The 19,101-nt window shown below is 44.8% G+C and carries 14 protein-coding genes and 1 pseudogene; 8 read left to right on the top strand and 7 right to left on the bottom strand.

The features are described from left to right. Positions 1-6 precede the first annotated feature (6 nt). Positions 7-843, top strand: a complete 837-nt coding sequence (gene dkgB / locus V7R42_RS03540; protein WP_334018833.1) for a 2,5-didehydrogluconate reductase DkgB — start codon at positions 7-9, stop codon at positions 841-843. A gap of 30 nt (positions 844-873) precedes the next feature. Further along, positions 874-1,809 (top strand): alcohol dehydrogenase catalytic domain-containing protein, encoded by a 936-nt coding sequence (locus tag V7R42_RS03535; RefSeq protein WP_334018832.1) that lies wholly within the window; start codon positions 874-876, stop codon positions 1,807-1,809. Here the strand turns inward: V7R42_RS03535 and V7R42_RS03530 are convergent. The 4 genes from V7R42_RS03530 to V7R42_RS03515 all read right to left on the bottom strand — a co-directional run bounded on the left by V7R42_RS03530 (position 1,804) and on the right by V7R42_RS03515 (position 6,290). Continuing rightward, on the bottom strand, positions 1,804-3,561 hold the full coding sequence (locus V7R42_RS03530) for a diguanylate cyclase (RefSeq protein ID WP_334018831.1): 1,758 nt from the start codon (positions 3,559-3,561) through the stop codon (positions 1,804-1,806). The genes V7R42_RS03535 and V7R42_RS03530 overlap by 6 nt on opposite strands. Before the next feature lie 162 nt (positions 3,562-3,723). Next, positions 3,724-4,755: a DUF2955 domain-containing protein gene (locus V7R42_RS03525; protein WP_334018830.1), complete on the bottom strand. Its 1,032-nt coding sequence runs from the start codon at positions 4,753-4,755 to the stop codon at positions 3,724-3,726. 9 nt (positions 4,756-4,764) lie between these two features. Then, positions 4,765-5,838 carry an HlyD family secretion protein gene (locus V7R42_RS03520; protein ID WP_334018829.1) on the bottom strand — a complete coding sequence of 358 codons (1,074 nt, stop codon included), beginning with the start codon at positions 5,836-5,838 and terminating at the stop codon, positions 4,765-4,767. Then, positions 5,835-6,290, bottom strand: a complete 456-nt coding sequence (locus V7R42_RS03515) for a MarR family winged helix-turn-helix transcriptional regulator (RefSeq protein ID WP_334018828.1) — start codon at positions 6,288-6,290, stop codon at positions 5,835-5,837. Before V7R42_RS03515 ends, V7R42_RS03520 begins: the two co-directional genes overlap by 4 nt. A 327-nt stretch (positions 6,291-6,617) precedes the next feature. Between V7R42_RS03515 and prfC the strand changes: the two genes are divergently transcribed. The 3 genes from prfC to V7R42_RS03500 all read left to right on the top strand — a co-directional run bounded on the left by prfC (position 6,618) and on the right by V7R42_RS03500 (position 10,744). Beyond that, positions 6,618-8,207, top strand: a complete 1,590-nt coding sequence (prfC, locus tag V7R42_RS03510) for a peptide chain release factor 3 (protein WP_334018827.1) — start codon at positions 6,618-6,620, stop codon at positions 8,205-8,207. A 33-nt stretch (positions 8,208-8,240) separates the two neighbouring features. Continuing rightward, positions 8,241-9,971 carry an arginine--tRNA ligase gene (argS, locus tag V7R42_RS03505; RefSeq protein ID WP_334018826.1) on the top strand — a complete coding sequence of 577 codons (1,731 nt, stop codon included), beginning with the start codon at positions 8,241-8,243 and terminating at the stop codon, positions 9,969-9,971. Positions 9,972-10,174: 203 nt separating this feature from the next. Continuing rightward, positions 10,175-10,744, top strand: a complete 570-nt coding sequence (locus V7R42_RS03500) for an NADPH-dependent FMN reductase (RefSeq protein WP_334018825.1) — start codon at positions 10,175-10,177, stop codon at positions 10,742-10,744. Positions 10,745-10,819: 75 nt separating this feature from the next. Here the strand turns inward: V7R42_RS03500 and V7R42_RS03495 are convergent, their stop codons facing one another. Further along, positions 10,820-11,992: a DUF2891 domain-containing protein gene (locus V7R42_RS03495; RefSeq protein WP_334018824.1), complete on the bottom strand. Its 1,173-nt coding sequence runs from the start codon at positions 11,990-11,992 to the stop codon at positions 10,820-10,822. Positions 11,993-12,115: 123 nt separating this feature from the next. After that, positions 12,116-13,165: a PLP-dependent cysteine synthase family protein gene (locus V7R42_RS03490; RefSeq protein WP_334018823.1), complete on the bottom strand. Its 1,050-nt coding sequence runs from the start codon at positions 13,163-13,165 to the stop codon at positions 12,116-12,118. Between the two features lie 328 nt (positions 13,166-13,493). On the opposite strand from V7R42_RS03490, the gene V7R42_RS03485 reads away from it, so the two are divergent. Further along, positions 13,494-14,708, top strand: a complete 1,215-nt coding sequence (locus V7R42_RS03485) for an endonuclease/exonuclease/phosphatase family protein (protein WP_334018822.1) — start codon at positions 13,494-13,496, stop codon at positions 14,706-14,708. A gap of 117 nt (positions 14,709-14,825) precedes the next feature. Further along, positions 14,826-17,669 (top strand): diguanylate cyclase, encoded by a 2,844-nt coding sequence (locus tag V7R42_RS03480; protein ID WP_334018951.1) that lies wholly within the window; start codon positions 14,826-14,828, stop codon positions 17,667-17,669. Between the two features lie 61 nt (positions 17,670-17,730). On the opposite strand, the pseudogene V7R42_RS03475 reads toward V7R42_RS03480, so the two are convergent. Then, positions 17,731-18,288: pseudogene (locus tag V7R42_RS03475) on the bottom strand (DUF417 family protein); the annotation flags it as partial. Positions 18,289-18,581: 293 nt separating this feature from the next. Between V7R42_RS03475 and V7R42_RS03470 the strand changes: the two are divergent. Continuing rightward, complete coding sequence (locus V7R42_RS03470) at positions 18,582-19,040, top strand: hypothetical protein (protein WP_334018821.1); 459 nt, start codon at positions 18,582-18,584, stop codon at positions 19,038-19,040. The last annotated feature ends 61 nt before the right edge of the window (positions 19,041-19,101 follow it).

Raw genomic sequence — 19,101 nt, 5'->3', positions numbered from 1 at the left:
GGCATCATGCCGAATGTAAATCAGTCACAATCTAAAATTCCTTCGCTAGGTGTAGGCACGTTTCGCTTAAAAGACGATGAAGCCTATAACAGCGTGACAATGGCACTTGAAGTGGGTTTCCGTCATATTGATACGGCGCAAATTTACGGCAATGAAGAAGCGGTAGGTCGCGCTATTAAAGACGCTATTGCAAACAATCTTGTTGCACGTGAAGACCTTTTTGTCACCACCAAGGTATGGAACGACAAGCTGAATAAAGCAAGCTTTATGGATAGCGTAAAAGAGAGTTTGGAAAAGCTTCAACTGTCGTACGTTGACCTGCTTCTTATTCATTGGCCGTCACCGGAAAACGGCGAAAGCATGGAAGAGTACCTAGGTGAATTGCTGCGCGTTAAGGAACTGGGCCTGACAAAAGAAATTGGTATTTCCAATTTTACCGTAGCACAAATTGAAGAAGCGGTGAGTATCTTAGGCGAAGGCGTTATTTCCACGAATCAGGTAGAGGTACACCCTTATCTTACTAATGAAAAAGTGCGTGCAGCGTGTGAGAAACACGGCATCACAGTGACAGGATATATGCCGTTTGCTGTTGGTAAAGTGTTAAAAGACGAGACCATCGTTGCAATTGCAGATAAGCACGGCGTGAGCACTGCTGAGGTGGTTGTAGCCTGGGAGCTGGCCCATGGTTTAGTCACTATTCCATCGTCGACTAAGCGTAAAAATCTGGAAATCAATTTCAAAGCGCTTGAACTTACGTTAGACGCTGACGATATCGCAAAGATTGACGCGCTAGATTGTGGCGACCGTCAAGCCAACCCAGATTTCTCACCTGCGTGGGACTAATTGGAAACATCACCTTGTTAAGGAGCTTTTATGCAAGCTAACATTTGGCAATTTGAGCAAGCTGGCGCAGTACTGGTACAAAGCGTACGGGAATTTTCTGAGCCGAAGGCAGGTCGTATTGTCGTGCGAAACTATGCTATTGGTATTAACCCTGTTGACTGGAAGTTTATTGATGATAACCCCCGCGACTGGCAAAAAGGGCATATTCCCGGTGTAGATGGCGCAGGTGTTGTTGTCGCTGTAGGTGAGGGCGTTGATAACAACCTTCTGGGTAAGCGTGTGGCTTACCATCATAGCCTAGGTGAAAACGGAAGCTTTGCCGATCATAGTGAGGTGTATGCTAGCCGTGTAATGGTTGTGCCAGAAAGCGTTGATTTTGCACTCGCTGCTGCGTTGCCATGTCCAATGCTTACTGCCTGGCAAGCGTTCAGTAAAGTGCCAGTACGAGAGGGGGCTGACGTGTTAGTCAGCGGTATGGGCGCCGTTAACAAATTGCTGGCACAAATGCTTTCACAAGCAGGTTTTAATGTGCATGTTATCTCAGGTAGCTTTTCGCAAGAGCAAGCCGATGAGATGGGCGTAAAAGCCATCCATCGCAGTAAACCTGAAGGACTAACATTTTATGCGCTTTTCGACGCGAACGGGCCAGACTATGCGGCGTCACTTGTGCCGCTTCTTGAAGCCAATGGGCATGTGGTGAGTATTTTAGGCAGGATTGAAGAGCCTGTTGATGCGCCTTTCACGCGTACTATTTCTTATCATGAGATAGCTCTAGGTGCGCTGCATGATTATGGCGATTTGTCACAGTGGCAGCGTTTGGTGAAAGACGGTGAGGCGTTAATTGAGCAAGTTGCTGCGCAATCTTTGGTAGTTGAGATCCCCAACCTTTTTGAATTTGATAATTTAAACAAGGCGCTGCAATTTTCAAAAGAAGATAAGCGAAAAGCGGTGGTTACGGTGTCATAAAGCCGGAACGATTAGGTTTCTTCCTTTATCTTTAGCAACGTAGAGGGCTTTATCAGCTCGCCTAAAGGCTTCGACAATATCGTCGGAGCCTTTACATAATGTCCAACCTATACATGCTCCCAATTTCCTATCATTAATCGATGCGATGGCTAATTGGTTTATAGCACAGTGAACGGCTTCCAATTGTTTTGCAAATGCATTGGCTTCGATAGAATGAGTGGTGGGGGTCAGTCTAATACGCTTCGCGATGGCAAACTCTTCTCCACCATAGCGCGCTGCTACTTGCCCCTCATCATTAAGCGGCGCAAGAATGTTAGCAATGCCTTTTAGCACTTCGTCACCCACATCGTGCCCAAACGTATCGTTAATGCTTTTAAAGTGATCTAAGTCTATTAGTGCAATGGCGAGCGCGTTATATTGATGTAAGTGATTAACAAACGTATTATCTACGAACATATCCAGCGTGCGGCGATTGGGTAATTCCGTTAAGCTATCTTTAGACGCCAGTTCTGCTAAGGTGCTATTAGTCTGTTCCAGCGCAAGGGTACGCTCTTTCACCAACGCTTCTAGCTTAGACGTCTGTTCACTTTTTAATTGCGCGGCTTCTTTTTGAGCGTCTCTTTCTCTTTGAATCACTTTAACCATGTAGCTCGCGGTAAGTGCCACCATAAATAGGCATGTCATAACTAGACCCGTCATGAACGTTGCAACGGGCTCTAAATACAGTTCAACGTCAAAAAGTGCAATAACGGAAAGCATAAGCGCACTAAAGGTTACAGGAAGCATGGCGGCGGCAAGCCACTTGGCTCTGTCAGAGCCTCGCTTATACTCGACGAAGATAACGATGCCTGCAATGAGCGTGTAAGGAAAGAAAAGGATGACGGGAAGTTTTAACGCGATATCTAGTCCCATCGATTGCCATAGCAATAACCCGATAAGCGGCAACATTGCACAAAAAAGTTTAATTGCTTGTGCCCCATACACCCTATGGTTGTCTCTAGCGAGTGTTTGAAACAACACCCAAAATGCAGTAATCAATACAAAATAAATACTTATGGCATAGCTAATGTCGTTCAAACTCGGCGTATTAGGCCAAAGTAGTTCAAACGCGTAACCAAAAACACGGAAGAACCAAAATGTGGTAGCAAAAATGAACGAGGCAAAGCTCAGAAAAACTAAGTTGCGGCTAGCTATATAACCTAAAGCAGAAAGTACAGTGAGTAGCCCCATCGCGCCGAAAAATGCCATATCTCGCTGCAAGGTTCTCATGTAAAGGTTGCTGTAATACTGAGGGGTTGCTACCGAAAAACTGTATCTTAAAATCTCTCCTGACATCGTGCCAGTGAACTCGGTATAAGAGAGTGGTTTTAGTACAGAAGGAAAATGATAATTGGGTGTATTCACTGTTCGAGTACTGTAAGGCATACTATCGCCCGTTTCCCATTGATGGTTGCCGTCAGTAACGACCAACGTTTTTATTGCAGGGAAGCTTATTGAAAACCAGACGGGAACTTGCTCATCTAACTGATTGTAAATACGAACTTTAAAATGCAAATACTGTAAAGGCGATCTGTTTATAACATCCGTGCTATTAAGCCACTCTTCATTGCCCTTAATCGTAGCTGAGTCGCTTACCGCAAAAACGACATTGCTATCTAAAGACAACATAGTTTGTGGGTTATTGAAATTAGCTGCGTTGGCCGTTTGGCAACAGCATGCCATTACAAGCCATGCGAGCAATAATCGCAGCATTCATCGTCCTTGTTTCACTTGTTGTTTTCATGTGCGAACCAATATAGCACATAGTTTCAAAAATTTAGTGTGCGATAAATAAAACAAAAGTATAGGCAAACCACTTCTTTGGTATCGTGTTTCAGCGTGGCGAAACAAGTAACGTTGTTAGTAAAATTGCTATCAATAGAATGTGTGATGTCGGGTCGCTTGATAAATATTGAGAACGCGATGTACCACATAAATAATACACAGGCTAAGTGCAATAGCTACCACTACCGATGAAAAGCGATACAGCGCACTGTATATAATATCCTGCTGTGGTGAGAGCGACTGTCCGTACAAAATCCCAAAGGTGGTCAACACGCCGAAGCCAGTACCCGCCCCACCTCCGCTTAAGACATGTTGACGGCTAATGAAAAACATCAATATCCACAAGCTAAAGCTAGCGAAAAATAACGTATCACTATAATTGAGCAAAATGAGCTGGGCGAGCAGGGCTAAATTACAACCAATGAGTGTACCCAGGGCCCGTTGCCAGCCACTCATCGTAGCGCCTTTCCAGCAAAGTGGGAAAAGAATCAGTATGCTCGCCGCTTGTGCCGATATCGAATCTACTAAGTCGAAGGTTTGAAATACAGCAAAAGATAGTGTGGCGACTGTGGTGCATAAGATGACTTCATGGCGAACACTTGCTTTATTTTTGCTCGTTTTGGACATTGGCGTACGTGGCGCTTCATCGGGAAAAATAATGTGTGAGGCGAACGCAATTACCAAAGCAAGTAGTATTGCACCGATGTTCGATATTACTAATGCGTAAATATCTATTCCATCGCTGCTGTAGCTGGCAAAATGAAGTTGCAGCGAGAGTCCTACAAGGGAAAATGCACCGAATAAATACAGTGTACCTTTGCTCATCTGCCAAAACAGGAATGCGAAACTAATGGCAATGAGCGGCGTGATCAGCAATGGGTGGCTTCCAAACAAGCCGTAAATCACTAAAACAACACCGGCTGGAAAGATAGTTGCAGCAACAAATTGTCGAATAATGTGGCCATTTAAAACGGCCACTAGCCCAAGCAACAGAATGGGATATAACGTGAAAAATATTGGATTAGGCCAATTCAACGCTTTCGAGATGGCAAAACCCAACGTGGCACCAGAGGCTATTCGAAGCATCTGCCGAACATCATTTTTACTTAGATGTGAAGCCATAATTTAAGTCTAATAAATGAAGTGAAGTAGGCTTATAAAGTGGATTTGAATAATCGCTGCCACACTCTCAATTGGGTTGTTTGGCACAATTTGTACGGTAGCGCGAGCACCACTGGTGAGGTGATTTAACGATATGTCGTGGCCTTCAAGCTTAATGTGGACACGTTGACGTTGTGCATCACGTACCCATCGATTCGACTTTTCAACGCTTGCAAGCGTGCCGTTAGCAGCGAGTTGGCCGTCACTTACACCAGCTTCAAATTCTTCTATTTTAGCGGCAAAAACTTTGCCTGGAAGCGCATCGAAAACCACGTTGGCTCGAGTGCCTACCTTTACGTTAGTCAGTGACTTCTCTCGAAAATCTGCAACAACATCTAGTGTATTATCAACAAGCGAGGCAAGTGGTGTAGCTTGTTTCGCGTAAGTGCCTTGGGCTACCTGCATGTTTGCCATCACGCCGTCATGTGGTGCTTTTATTTTTGTATAGGCTAAGTTTAACTCGGCCAGTTTGACTGCATTTACTGCTTCTAGATACTTAAGGTTTTTCTCACCTTGCTTACCTCTGGCAACAACTTGCTGGTTTAGATCGGCTTTGAGCGCACTAATTTCAGCCTCAGCGCTTTTAAGTTGTGCGTACGCTTTATCCAAGTTTTGTTGGGATACTGCTTTGGCTTGAACTAAGGAATTTAAGCGTTGATACTCGTTGTTGCGTTCGAAGTAAACCGCAGATGCTGCCTCTATTTTGGCTCTAATTGCTTCCGCTTTTGCATCTATCTGAGCGTTTTCTAGTTTCACATTTGCCAAATCAATTTGCGCCTTTTCAAGCGCAATTAGGTAAGGCGTCTCATCAATGATGAACAACACCTGTCCTTCTTTGACGGCTTGATTATTTTTTACAAGTACCTCATCTATCGGCCCATTTAACTGGGGCGAGATTTGTGTGACCTGATGATAGACTCTCGCCTGTGGTGTCATTGGCATGCGTATATCTGCAATAATAAAATAGATAAAACAAACGGCGAAAGCGACTAAAGCCAGTTTTATATACCTGGCAAATTCCTGATCTGGGGTTCGTTGACTCACTTTAGTGACTCCAATAATCTTACGGCATTAACCTCAATTTTTTGAACGCATTTAGCCATAATGCGCAACTCTTCTTCCGATACGCCTGCATACACCTCATCCCTAAGTGCCAACAATGTACTTTCAATATCATTCATTCGGCCTTTACCCATATCGGTAAAGTAAAGTAAGCGACTTCGTTTGTCGTCAATATCCATAACGCGTTTAATTAAACCCGTAGTTTCAAGCTGTTTAATAGTGCGGGTTAAACTAGGCATTTCTATCTCCAAGCTTTCTGCCACCATCTGTTGCGTACAGCCCTCGCCAAGTAACGACATGTGAATCATTACGCGCCATCTGGACTCTGTTAGGTCGAGATGTGCGACAGATTCAGTAACTGTTCTTCTGCACTTTTGCGCTGTGCGGGCAAAAAGGGCAATAAGTTGAAGTGGCATAGGCTCTGAAAAAGACATGTAAAACCCGTTGATTTACTTAGCATGCTAACTATTTTATTTATTTAGCTTGCTAAGTAAATGAGGTTGAGATGAGAAAGCGATTTTGCACGCTGAGCGTGATTTTCATTAACAGCGACTTTTTAAATAAATAGCGTGCGGGAGGATGTAATTTCGCTCTACTGTTACGTGCAGTAAAATGCTAAAATCCGCGCAATTAATTACCAAGCCGTATCAAGCGTTTTACCGCAATACTGAATTTGCGCGGAAAAGCATTGCTTATCCGTTTTAAAACGCGCCTGTAAGTAATTGGTTTACAGGGATAATAGATAACGAAGATAAGTATTGATGTCAGACAAGAAGCTTCTAGAAGAGATTAAAAAGCGACGTACGTTCGCAATCATATCGCACCCGGATGCGGGTAAAACCACGATTACTGAAAAAGTATTGTTATTTGGACGCGCCCTGCAAACTGCTGGTACCGTAAAAGGTAAAAAGTCAGGTCAGCATGCTAAGTCTGATTGGATGGAAATGGAAAAAGAGCGTGGTATCTCGGTAACAACCTCGGTCATGCAGTTTCCGTATAGCGATCACTTAGTAAACTTGCTGGATACTCCGGGACACGAAGACTTTTCTGAAGATACCTATCGTACGCTAACGGCGGTTGATTCATGCCTTATGGTTATCGACGCAGCGAAAGGTGTAGAAGACCGAACCCGTAAGCTTATGGAAGTTACCCGTTTGCGCGATACGCCAATTGTGACTTTCATGAACAAGCTTGACCGGGATATTCGCGACCCTATGGAACTGCTCGATGAAGTCGAAACCGAGCTTGATATCCTTTGTGCACCAATCACTTGGCCAATTGGCTGCGGTAAGAGCTTTAAGGGTGTATATCACCTTCACCGCGACGAAACTATTTTGTATCAGAGCGGCCAGGGGCACACTATTCAAGACGTTCGCATCATCAAAGGGTTAGATAATCCTGAGTTAGATACGGCAGTAGGAAGTGACCTCGCTGAGACCTTACGTGACGAGCTTGAACTGGTACGCGGAGCATCAAACGAATTCGAACAAGAGCTTTTCTTGGAAGGCCAGTTAACGCCCGTATTTTTCGGTACAGCATTAGGTAACTTTGGTGTTGACCACATGCTTGACGGATTGGTTGAGTGGGCCCCTGCGCCACTTGGTCGTGAGACCGAAGAAGGGACTATCGAAAGTACCGATGGTAAGTTCAGTGGCTTCGTATTTAAAATTCAGGCCAATATGGACCCGAAACACCGTGACCGCATCGCGTTTTGTCGTATTGTGTCGGGCAAGTATGAAAAAGGCATGAAAATGCGCAACAGCCGTTTAGGTAAAGATGTGCGTATTTCTGATGCATTAACTTTCTTAGCGGGTGATCGTTCACTGCTAGAAGAAGCGTACGCCGGTGATATCATCGGTTTGCACAACCACGGTACCATTCGCATAGGGGACACCTTCACGTCAGGCGATAATTACCGCTTTACAGGTATTCCAAACTTTGCGCCTGAGCTATTTAAACGTATTCGCCTGAAAGATCCCCTTAAGCAAAAGCAGCTGCTTAAAGGTCTTATTCAGCTTTCTGAAGAAGGGGCGGTACAGGTATTTAGACCGCTTGCCAACAACGATTTGATTGTTGGCGCAGTAGGTGTGCTTCAGTTTGACGTGGTAGTGGCTCGTTTGAAAGCTGAATACAACGTAGATGCGTTATACGAGCACATTAATGTTGCAACCGCCCGTTGGGTTTACTCTGATGACGAGAGAAAGCTTGATGAATTTCGCCGCAAGGGTGAGCAGAACCTTGCATTAGATGGCGGCGATAACCTAACGTATATCGCACCAACTATGGTGAATTTGCAGCTAGCCCAAGAACGCTACCCAGATATTCAATTTACGAACACGCGCGAAAATTAAGCTAGTAAAGATTAAATAAAGACACAAAATATTATGAACATACATGCACTATTAGTTAACCGTTTCACTGAAGCTCTACAAGAGATGGGCGTAGAAAATGCGCCAGTGCCAGTTTCGCGCAGCGCTCGACCTGAATTCGGTGAGTATCAGTTTAACGGCGCGATGGCGCTAGCCAAGCAGCTAAAGCAAAAACCGCGCGATATTGCAGATAAAATTGTTGAGACAGTAAAGCTCGACGATATTGCCAGCAAGCTAGAAGTGGCAGGCCCTGGTTTTATCAACGTTCATTTAAATGACGAATGGCTGTCTAACCAGTGCGAACTGTCATTGACCGATCCTCGCTTAGGCATTGCAAAGTCGCCGGAGCAAAACATTGTAGTAGATTACTCATCGCCTAATTTAGCGAAAGAAATGCACGTAGGTCACCTGCGTACTACCATCATCGGCGATGCAGTAGTTAAAGTGCTCGAGTTCTTGGGTCACAATGTAATTCGCCAAAACCACATGGGCGACTGGGGCACGCAGTTCGGCATGCTGCTTGCGCACCTATCAGACAAGCTTCAAGACGAAGTGGCTGAAACAGCGCTTTCTGATCTTGAAGACTTCTACCGCGAAGCCAAAGTACGCTTTGACGAAGAAGAAGGCTTTGCTGACCGTGCCCGTGAATACGTAGTTAAGCTGCAGGGCGGCGACGCTCAGTGTTTAGCGCTGTGGGAAAAGTTCATTGACGTGTCTATCGCTCATTCTGAAGAAGTGTACGACAAGTTAAATGTAAGCCTTACCCGTAAAGATATTATGGGTGAGTCGGCTTACAACGACGATTTAGCCAACGTAATCAGCGACCTTAAAGCAAAAGGCATCGCGGTAGAAGATCAGGGCGCGCAGGTTGTGTTTATTCCTGAGCTTGCCGATAAAGAAGGGAACCCAGCGGTTTACATCGTACAAAAATCAGGTGGCGGCTATCTGTACGCAACCACCGACCTTGCGGCAATGCGCTATCGCAGCGGCAAGCTAAATGCTGACCGTACGCTTATTCTTACTGATGCTCGCCAGGCGCTGCACTTCAAGCAAACTGAAATTGTGGGCCGTAAAGCGGGCTTCATGAAAGAAGAGCAAACTTATGAGCACTGCCCATTTGGTATGATGCTAGGCAGTGACGGTAAGCCATTTAAAACCCGTACCGGTGGCACGGTTAAACTGGTTGAATTACTTGATGAAGCCGTTGAGCGGGCGGGTAAACTCATTGCCGAGCGCGACAACGAATTAAGTGAAGACGAGCTTAAAGAAGTTGCACGAAAGGTAGGTATTGGTGCGGTGAAATACGCTGACCTATCTAAGAACCGCACAACTGATTACATGTTTAACTGGGACTCAATGCTAAGCTTTGAAGGTAACACCGCGCCTTACCTTCAGTATGCCTATACCCGTGTGAAAAGCTTGTTCAGAAAAGCGGGTGTGGATATGGCCACCATGCCAGTTGATATCAACATTGTTGAGAAACAAGAGCATGCGCTAGCTGTGCTGCTTATGCAGTTTGAAGAAGTGATTGGTATGGTATCCCGCGAGGCGACCCCTCACGTGTTGTGTACCTACCTTTACGATGTGGCTTCAGCATTTATGTCATTCTACGAAGCCTGCCCAATGCTAAAAGACGGTATTGAGCCAGCGGTACGTGATAGTCGTTTAGCCTTGTCAGCTTTGGTTGCCAAGACGCTAGAGCAAGGATTAACTCTACTTGGTATCGAAACACTAGAAAAAATGTAGTGTTCGCGGTACAACATATATAGTGATAACAAAAAGGCTGACAATGATTGTCAGCCTTTTTTTTATGCAAAGTATAAAACGTCAAAAATACAATTTTCGTTTGCGCTAATCATGACTTTTACATCTCGATTAGAACCGATGACATGATAAATTCTTATAAATTAAACGATTAAAACGACTCAAATTAACGACAGGAAACTCAAATGACTAAGATCCTTGCATTTGCAGGTAGTACCCGTAAAGGTTCATTCAACCAAGCTATTATGAAAGTTGCCGCAGAGGGCGCACGTGAGGCTGGCGCAGAAGTTACCGTTATAGACCTAGCTGACTTTCAAATGCCGTTGTTTAATGAAGATGAGGAAGCCGAGTTTGGTATGCCTGAAAAAGCACAGGCGTTCAAAGAATTGCTAATGAGCCATGATGGTTTTCTTATTGCTTCACCAGAATACAACTCAAGCTATCCCGCACTGCTAAAGAATGCCATCGACTGGGCATCGCGCATGGGGGAAGGCGAAAAGCCATTACAAGCATATCGCGGTAAGGTGGCTGGAATTATGGCTGCGTCTGCTGGGGGGCTAGGCGGCATGCGCGTGCTGGTGGTACTGAGAATGTTGCTTGAGAACCTAGGTACTATGGTGTTGCCAAATCAAAAAGCTATCGCAAAGGTAAATACGCTTATAGAAGACGGCGCAATTACAGATGAAAAGACGATTAAGCAGCTTAAGAATTTGGGTAAAGAAACTGCTGAGTTGGCGGGTAAGCTAGCGAAATAATAGTTATTGGTAAAACATTTTGTAGATATAAGGTTTGTGATAAAGCTCGGCTGCAAATTATAGCCGAGCGTTAATTTAGTTTATACCGCGCTTTGTCTCCAAGTAGCTGGCAAAGCTGCCAAGCCAGTGACTTCCCATGTAGTGCATATCATCAAAAACAGCGTTTAGTCCTGCTTCACGATGTGCTTTTAGGGTTTTCTGCAGTACCGGTAAACGTACGTCACTGTCTGGTAAAGCGCTCATAATGCCTTCAATCATCCACGCTCGGCTGATATTCAACCCGTCTAGGTGAGCGAGTTTCCCGTCTGTTTTGTCTGTTACAGTGGCTGGTGTGAGCCAATTCGATGTGCTTACATTTAAGTTGGGAAAGAATGCTGAGAGCCATTGGCTATAGTCTTTTTTAGGCATTACCCTGCGCATTAGATCGGCTTCAGCCAGGCAAGGCGACAGAAAATCCTGACCTGAGGGCTCGTAGGCAAGAGGGCACTGCGTATCGTCCTGATAGTAGCCTCTTATTCTAGCTGTTAACTGTGCTTCAAACTCCTTATTGCCTGACGTTTTCGCCCAATCTAACATTAGGCCAAAAGCAAAGGCGGTTTGGCTGTGTTCACCGGTTCGGATTGGGTAAGCCAGTTTAGGTAGCCACGCGCTTACTCTCGACACAATTTCTTTCTCAAGCGGAAGTAGTGTGCTTAGCCATATCTTTGCTTCTGGAACAGATGATTGACGTAGTTCAGCGGTTAACTGTAAGAACCAAGCAAGACCATAGGGGCGCTCAAATGAGGCATTGTTTTCACGCTTAAGGCTCTTCATTTCACCTTGAATGTTCTCTGTCGCAAAGCTGATATTGAGCTTTTCAATGATCTCATCTTTATCAACAGCGGCTTGCGCTGTGTTTAGCATCCTTACTAGAAGCCAGTGGCCATGAACCGACGAATGCCAGTCTAAACAACCATAAAATGCAGGGTAGAGTTGACTTGGTGCTTTAACGTCGCCGCCATTATTCATCATGTGTTTTACTACATTGGGGAATTCTTGATGAATACAGTGAAGCGCGAGATTAGCAAAAACACTCTCGTAATTGTTGTTAGGAGCGCCAATGGGGGCACTTGCTACTATACCTAGATTATTAGCGCGCTCCCTGTTGTTGGTTTCAATAGTCGGTGTACTGCTAGCAAAGGCGTTGTGGGCAGCAAACACTGTGGCAAATGCAAGCGTACAGCGAACAAGTTTTTTTATTTTGAACATAGTTTTTCGCACTTAATCAATGAGAAGTATATCGCCAATGTATAGTGATAAACGCTTTGAATAAAGTGCTGCGAGATACATAGCGCCCCAGCACTAAACAGCAGCAACAGGCTTTTTTAAACGTTACGCACGAGCACCGATAGCTTCTAGTTTGGTGGTGTATTCATTGAATGAGCCAATGGTTTTTTCTACCCAGCCGGCATTATAGTAGGTCTCGCCATAACGCTCTCCGCTGTCGCACATAAGCGTGACAATCGATCCCGCTTCTCCTCGCTGCTTCATTTGTTCAGCAATACTTAATGCACCCCACAAGTTCGTGCCAGTAGAGGGACCGGCTTTAATTCCCATAGTGTTGTTTAACCAAAGCATGGTTGCAATACTGGCTGCATCGGGAACTGCAATCATATCGTCTATCACGTCATGCTGAAACGAGGCTTCCACTTTAGGGCGCCCAATTCCCTCAATACGACTGCCTCGGGGCGCGGTAAGAGTATGATCCTTTTGCTTAAAGCTATCAAAAAATACGCTAAATTCTGGGTCTACTACGACAAGTTGAGAGGAAAGGCCTTTGTAACGGATATAACGCCCAATGGTGGCTGATGTTCCACCTGTACCCGCGCTCATCACCACAGTATGCGGCACGGGATGGGGCTCGGCTTTCATTTGTTCAAAAATACTTTCGGCAATATTATTATTACCGCGCCAGTCAGTAGCGCGTTCAGCGAAAAGGAATTGATCCATAAAGTAGCCATTGAGCTCGTGAGCTATCTTGGTGGCTTCACTGTGCATCTGCGTGGGGCAGTCTACAAAGTGACACTGTCCTCCGTAGCGCTCAATTAGCGCAATTTTACTCTGGGCGGTAGATTTAGGCATGACAGCAACAAATGGAACGCCAATCATTTTAGCAAAGTAAGCTTCAGACACAGCAGTACTGCCTGATGAGGCTTCAACAACAGTGGTACCTTCTACAATTTTTCCATTGCAAAGGGCGTAGAGAAAAAGGGACCGTGCTAAGCGATGCTTCAAGCTACCCGTTGGATGCGTGCTTTCATCTTTAAGATAGATATCAATATTTTTAAAAGCGATTTGCTCTAGTTTGATTAAGTGCGTATCAGCCGAGCGTTGATAATCTGCATTGATAGTATTAATCGCTTTTGAAACCCAGCTTTTCATAACTCAACTCTCTTTAACGTAGAACATGACGGCTTGTGCACGACATCTAAAAATGAAACATCAAGCGTAGCTCGCTCAACGTTGATCGTGTAAACAAAATAGGATACCAGCAAAGCAGGCGTATGTGATTTTATTATTTTTTAAATCTGCGTATTGTCGTGAACAACATTGCATTATTTGGGGGTTGTAGGTTGACGTTTCTGCGAATTTTCAAGGGTACAAGCGCGCTATCGACGTTAACGACACTATATTTCTCATAAAACAAAAAAGTTCAGATAATCTGTGAATGTGCTATCTTTGCATATCGCTTTCACTAAAAGGTAACAACATGAAAAATGAGGCGTTTTTTTTCGCAGTACCGCTTCTGTGGACATTATTCGCATCTTCGCAGGCTTGCTCGCAAGAAGAGCAAAAACTCAAAGTCGCTACGTTTAATGTAAGTATGGAAGCCACTAACTACAAAGCGTTGGGTATGAAGCCAAGCGATCAAGTGCTTCAACATGTTCTTTCCACGGGTGAACACGACCAAGTTAAAAATATTGCTGAAATCATCCAGCGAGTTAACCCCGATATATTAATGTTAAACGAGTTTGATTACATTGCCGATAAGCGCAAAGGCGTAGAGGCATTCGTAAAAAACTACCTGAATGTTTCTCAACGTGGCCTTAAGCCAGTGGATTACCCCTACACCTATGTGGCAGCGGTAAATACAGGTGAACCAACAAATTTCGACCTTGACAACAACGGCAAAGCCGAGGGATATGGTGGTGATGCATATGGCTTTGGCTTTTATCCCGGGCAGTATGGCATGGCGTTGTTATCAAAATTTCCCATTGATGTAGATAGTATTCGCACCTTTCAGAAATTTAAGTGGCACCACATGCCCCACCCACAGGTACCTATGATCCCTGATGAAAACGGAAGTTTAGACAGAGGCACACCTTGGTACGACGCGCAAGAGTGGGGGTCCCTAAGATTAAGTTCGAAGTCTCATTGGGATGTGCCGGTGAAAGTTGGAAATAAAACCGTGCACATACTGGCTATGCATCCCACACCACCTAACTTCGATGGAAGTGAGGATCGCAACGGTAAGCGCAACTTTGACGAAATTAGACTCATGGCAGATTACCTATCACCGGACAAAGGAGCGTACATCTACGCAGATAATGGAGAGAAGGTCAGCCTATCAGAGAATGAGCGCTTTGTACTTGTTGGTGACTTTAATGCGGCAGACATTGGCGATAAACATCGCGAGGGTGTAATTGAGCAGTTAACCGAACACCCCTTAGTTAACAACGACACAATTCCAACAAGTGCGGGGGGGGCAGGTGCATCAGGTGCAGAATTCAGTAACCGCTTTACCGCTTATTGGGGGGCCAGGGCCGACTATGTGTTGCCATCTCGTTACGGGTTTGATGTGTACGATGCAGGCGTTTTCTGGCCCGCTAAAACAAGCGACTTGTATCGATTAGTAAAAGACCGTGAGGCTAGCTCAGATCACAGATTGGTTTGGGTTAGCTTGTCGCTATCACAAAACAATTAAGAACCACAATTTTTGTCTTAGCCAATAGACAGAGGTATTATTGAACTGTCTATTCAATAATGTATCGGAAAGCCATTGAAGTTTGCGTCTCTCACTTTTGCACTGTGTTTGCTGTGGATGATTCCCATAGATGGCGTTTCGGTAGAGTCTTCTCAGCTTATGCCGCTCAACCGATATTTCCCACAGTCGTGGGGAACCAAGGATGGGCTTCCTCACAATAGTATCCACGCTCTAGCACAAACTTCTAATGGATATCTTTGGGCGGGTACCTGGGAGGGGGTTGCCAGGTTCAACGGTCAGCAGTTCACTGTGTTTGCCCGCGGCGCGCAAACAGGGTTACCTGACTCTGGTATTCGAAGCCTTTTTTACGACAAGTCTCTTGATGAGCTACTCGTTGCAGGGAGCCGAGGGGGCGTAACTTCGCTTATTGCGGGACAATGGCATGCCCAAGCGCCAGTGTCTTCCATGGTTAATCATGCGATTAGAGACAGCAATAATGTGTTGTGGTTTGCACAAGAAGACACGGGTGTCACAATGAGAAAGCCGGACGGCACGCAGAAGGAATTTATTGTAAATGCGAGCGCGTACCGCATAATCGAAGATGGAAACGGGGTAATTTGGTTTGCAACAAACCAAGGATTGTTCAAATATATAAACGATATATTCCAGCCAGCAGTAACCAACCACAAAACATTATCAGGCCCTTCATTTACCCTGGCGCTCGATAGCCAAAAGCATGTTTTAGTCGGCACAGAACACGGCGTTTGGCAGCATAGAAACGGTACATTTGTACCGCTTCACACCGCTTTGGCTGACAAATCGATTAGTAGCATCTTGATTGATCATCAAAATAGCATTTGGTTAGGCACCATAAACCACGGCCTTTACCGTTTGAGTGAGTTAGGTCTGGAAAAGCTAGATGCGAAAGCAGGCCTTCCCAATAATCGGGTTTTTTCATTGCTTGAGGATGTAGAAAAAAATATTTGGATTGGCACCAATGGTGGCTTGTTTATGCTGCGTCGTGCGCTATTTACGACGTTTTCGCAGAACCAGGGAATGAGTGGAAACTTTTTGCGAACCGTGTTGCAAACCTCAGACGGCAAACTTGTCTCAGGTGGAAGTGCAGGCTTAGACGTTTTTGTCAATGGTGAGTTTTCAGCTGCATCGCTTACTACCGGCGAAGCTTTTTCAGTACTTAGCTTGGCAGAGATAAATGAAGATATAACGTTAGTTGGCACCTACACAAAAGGCGTGCTGCGATATGAGAAAGAGCAGTTAGTCCCCCACTTTGATAGACATCTAGGGCTGCCGAGTAATGAGGTCAGAGCTATTCTTTTAGCCAGAGATAACAGTATCTGGTATGCCACATCACAAGGGGTAGTTAAACAAACGCCAGATGGAAAACTCACCCATTATAATGGAAAAAATGGGTTGCCTGCTCATTTTTCAATGGGGCTGGCAGAAGACCGTGAGGGACGAATTTGGATTGCTACTGGAATGGGACTCGCCTATATACAAGAAGATGTAGTGCACACTGTTCCGTTTCCTGAACATTCAGATGCGTTGCACGCGTTCGGTTTTAGCGTTTTGGACAATGGTACTTGGATAGTTACCGACCGAGGGCTTGCATATTTCGACAATGCTACGCGGGCGATTAGTGTGATAGAAAAATCTCATGGGCTTCCCGTAGATAAACTCTTTTCAATCGGTATAGATCACAATAGCGGTGTATGGTTAGGTTCTAACCAAGGCATCATTCTTACTTCGCTATCAAGTTTAGAGAAGTGTCTGACAGATCCGAGTGCAGTATTGGAATATGAGCATTTCAAAGAAGAAAATGGCTTAGCCAGTATTCAAATCAATGGTGGGTCTCAACCCTCTCAGTTTGTGGATGAAGACGGAAATGTTTGGTTTCCCACAGCTAAAGGGCTGGCAACAGTGACGCCTGCAAATCTTACTATGTTGGGTGAATTTACTATACCGGTGAACATCGAAGCTGTACTACTGGACGGAAATAAACAGCGATTCGATACGCAAAAAAGAAATATAGATATAAAGCCTTCAACCACGCGAGTTACGTTTCAATACGCTGGGTTGGGTTTCGCTACGCCCTCACGTATAGAATATCAAGCTATGTTAGTGGGATATGACGAGAATTGGGTTAATCGTTATCAATTTAGAATGACTGAATACACAAATTTAGAGCCCGGTCGCTATCAGTTTAAAGTTCGTGCGCGTTACATAGGGGGGGCTTGGCAAGAGGTTAAATCGCCCTTTACTATTCGCGTCCTACCTAGCGTTTATCAGACATTTATTTTTAAACTTTCGGTACTTCTTTTCTTTTGTTTCGCTATATATGTGCTTTATAAAGTGCGTTTTCATCATTTGAAAAAGTCAGAAATGATTTTAAAACAAAGGGTCGATGAGCAAACTAAATCACTAGAGCTACAAACTAAGCGATTCGAGTTTCAAGCAACTCATGATGATCTAACAGGCATTCCTAATAGGCGAGCATTTGACCGCTGGCTTGTCCAGTATTTCGATGATGCCAAAGCGGGCAATGCTCCTCTAAGTCTGGCCGTTATCGATATCGACCATTTCAAGCAGGTAAACGATCGCTACTCTCATTTAATAGGTGACAAAGTCATTATTGAAGTGGCGCGCATATTAAAGCGCGAAGTTCCGCATTACGCTAAATGTGCACGGTGGGGCGGCGAAGAGTTTACCGTGTTGTTACCGGAATATGACGTGGTAAATGCAAGGGTTGCCATGGAGCATGTTCGCAAAATCGTAGAAGCGCATGATTTTAGTTTAGTCGCGTCAACGCTGAAGGTTACAATTAGTATTGGCATAGCGAGTTCGGATGGCGCAAGAGATCACGACAGAATGTTAACTCATGCCGATCAGGCACTTTACACCGCTAAAGAAAATGGCCGCAACCAAGTGACCATTTTCGAGTAAACGACATGCGATGTTGCCGATGATTATTTAACCAACGTTGACTGACTTCCATCGCGCAACGTTATCGTGACGAGTTATCCAGCAGCACATTTCCTCTTTTTTGTGGGTACGTCTCAAATAGAGCTAGATAGGCTACCACAGCGAGATTAGCGACAAACCAAAGATCTTTAATAACGAACTGACCCAATCGATTGACGATAGTCGTACTGTTAAACGTGTCTGGTACGGTAACCAAGAAGGTTTGTGTCATCAGAAAAACGGATAGACACGCGAGTCCGCTCCCGATAATCATTGGCTTGTTCTTAGTATAAATACCCGCACCCAATAGCAGTGCAAAGAAGACATCAAAACCGCCAATTACGTTAGATGCCCCTTGTACGCTGAATACATCATACAGCCACGACATGAACGGAGATGTTTCAACCAATCCAACAATCGCGTTGGCTTCAAACTCGAAAAACTTCATGCCGCCTATCCATAGCAAGACCATAGCTACAGGCGCAAAGTTGAGGTACGTCAGCTGTTTATGTGAAAATTTGTCGCGAAAAAACAAGAATAGAAAAAGCGGTAATACCGCGAAGTATTTTATAATGCCCTGGCCACTGCCAATAATTGGGAAGCTAAAAGTGAGCAATGCGGTGACCATGTTTTCGGTTTGGTTCAGTGTCATATAGCGTCCGTAAGTACTGCTAGTTTTGCAAAGTGTAGGTAGAGACCCGTTATGACATAGTTAAAATTTCAAAGAGTATGTAATTAGTTGCGCCAAGCACATCACACAACATGGTTTTTAGAAATTAGTTAAAGGCAAATTAAGAACTTATCTAGTAATAGCGGTCTTAAATAGCGAAGGGTTCAAACCGTGTAGCTTTTAAATAGTAGCGGTCTGTAAAGTAAAATAAATTGAGAGATTATATGAAACAAGCAAGCAGTAAAGCACAGAAGCGTTTTAGGATCTGGTTAATAGCTGGCGTGTGTACAACCTTGTCTGCTTGTGGCGCTCAGCCCCCAGAACCTATTGATGAGCCAATCGCGAGTGTTGAAGACGTCGAAAAATTAGAGCAAGTTGTTGATACCTCTTTGCCTTTGGTCCAGCAGGCCTATTCCATTGAGTCTGAGAAAGTGTGCGATAAACAAGGAGGTAATTGGAAAAAAGTGGGCCGACAGCAGGCGTATGCTTGTGTGCTTCCCGCGAACGATGCTGGAAATGCGTGTAATGACAGCAGCGAGTGCGAAGTAGCCTGTGTTACCGAAAGTAATCAGGTGGCAGCCGGGCAACAGGCCAGCGGCGTGTGTTTAGAAAGTACGGACTTATTCGGCTGTAGAGCTTATGTGTCTAACGGTGTTGTGGAGCATGCCCTGTGTGTTGACTAAGAGGTTGTTGAGCAAACGAACCTTGAATGAAGCGCACACCATCGGCAATGCGCTTCATAAT

This window comes from Alteromonas sp. S015 (assembly GCF_036864485.1).
GTDB lineage: Bacteria > Pseudomonadota > Gammaproteobacteria > Enterobacterales > Alteromonadaceae > Alteromonas.
The sequence above is the reverse complement of the archived record's forward strand: the minus strand, read 5'-3'. Positions and strand labels throughout refer to the sequence as shown.

Bases quoted from the DNA above. Each gene is read 5' to 3' on its own strand.
- prfC (WP_334018827.1), top strand. From the start codon at position 6,618: ATGTCAGACAAGAAGCTTCTAGAAGAGATTAAAAAGCGACGTACGTTC.
- V7R42_RS03530 (WP_334018831.1), bottom strand. From the start codon at position 3,561: ATGCTGCGATTATTGCTCGCATGGCTTGTAATGGCATGCTGTTGCCAA.
- V7R42_RS03490 (WP_334018823.1), bottom strand. From the start codon at position 13,165: ATGAAAAGCTGGGTTTCAAAAGCGATTAATACTATCAATGCAGATTAT.
- V7R42_RS03500 (WP_334018825.1), top strand. From the start codon at position 10,175: ATGACTAAGATCCTTGCATTTGCAGGTAGTACCCGTAAAGGTTCATTC.
- V7R42_RS03480 (WP_334018951.1), top strand. From the start codon at position 14,826: ATGATTCCCATAGATGGCGTTTCGGTAGAGTCTTCTCAGCTTATGCCG.
- V7R42_RS03535 (WP_334018832.1), top strand. From the start codon at position 874: ATGCAAGCTAACATTTGGCAATTTGAGCAAGCTGGCGCAGTACTGGTA.
- V7R42_RS03485 (WP_334018822.1), top strand. From the start codon at position 13,494: ATGAAAAATGAGGCGTTTTTTTTCGCAGTACCGCTTCTGTGGACATTA.
- V7R42_RS03525 (WP_334018830.1), bottom strand. From the start codon at position 4,755: ATGGCTTCACATCTAAGTAAAAATGATGTTCGGCAGATGCTTCGAATA.
- argS (WP_334018826.1), top strand. From the start codon at position 8,241: ATGAACATACATGCACTATTAGTTAACCGTTTCACTGAAGCTCTACAA.
- V7R42_RS03470 (WP_334018821.1), top strand. From the start codon at position 18,582: ATGAAACAAGCAAGCAGTAAAGCACAGAAGCGTTTTAGGATCTGGTTA.
- V7R42_RS03515 (WP_334018828.1), bottom strand. From the start codon at position 6,290: ATGTCTTTTTCAGAGCCTATGCCACTTCAACTTATTGCCCTTTTTGCC.
- dkgB (WP_334018833.1), top strand. From the start codon at position 7: ATGCCGAATGTAAATCAGTCACAATCTAAAATTCCTTCGCTAGGTGTA.
- V7R42_RS03495 (WP_334018824.1), bottom strand. From the start codon at position 11,992: ATGTTCAAAATAAAAAAACTTGTTCGCTGTACGCTTGCATTTGCCACA.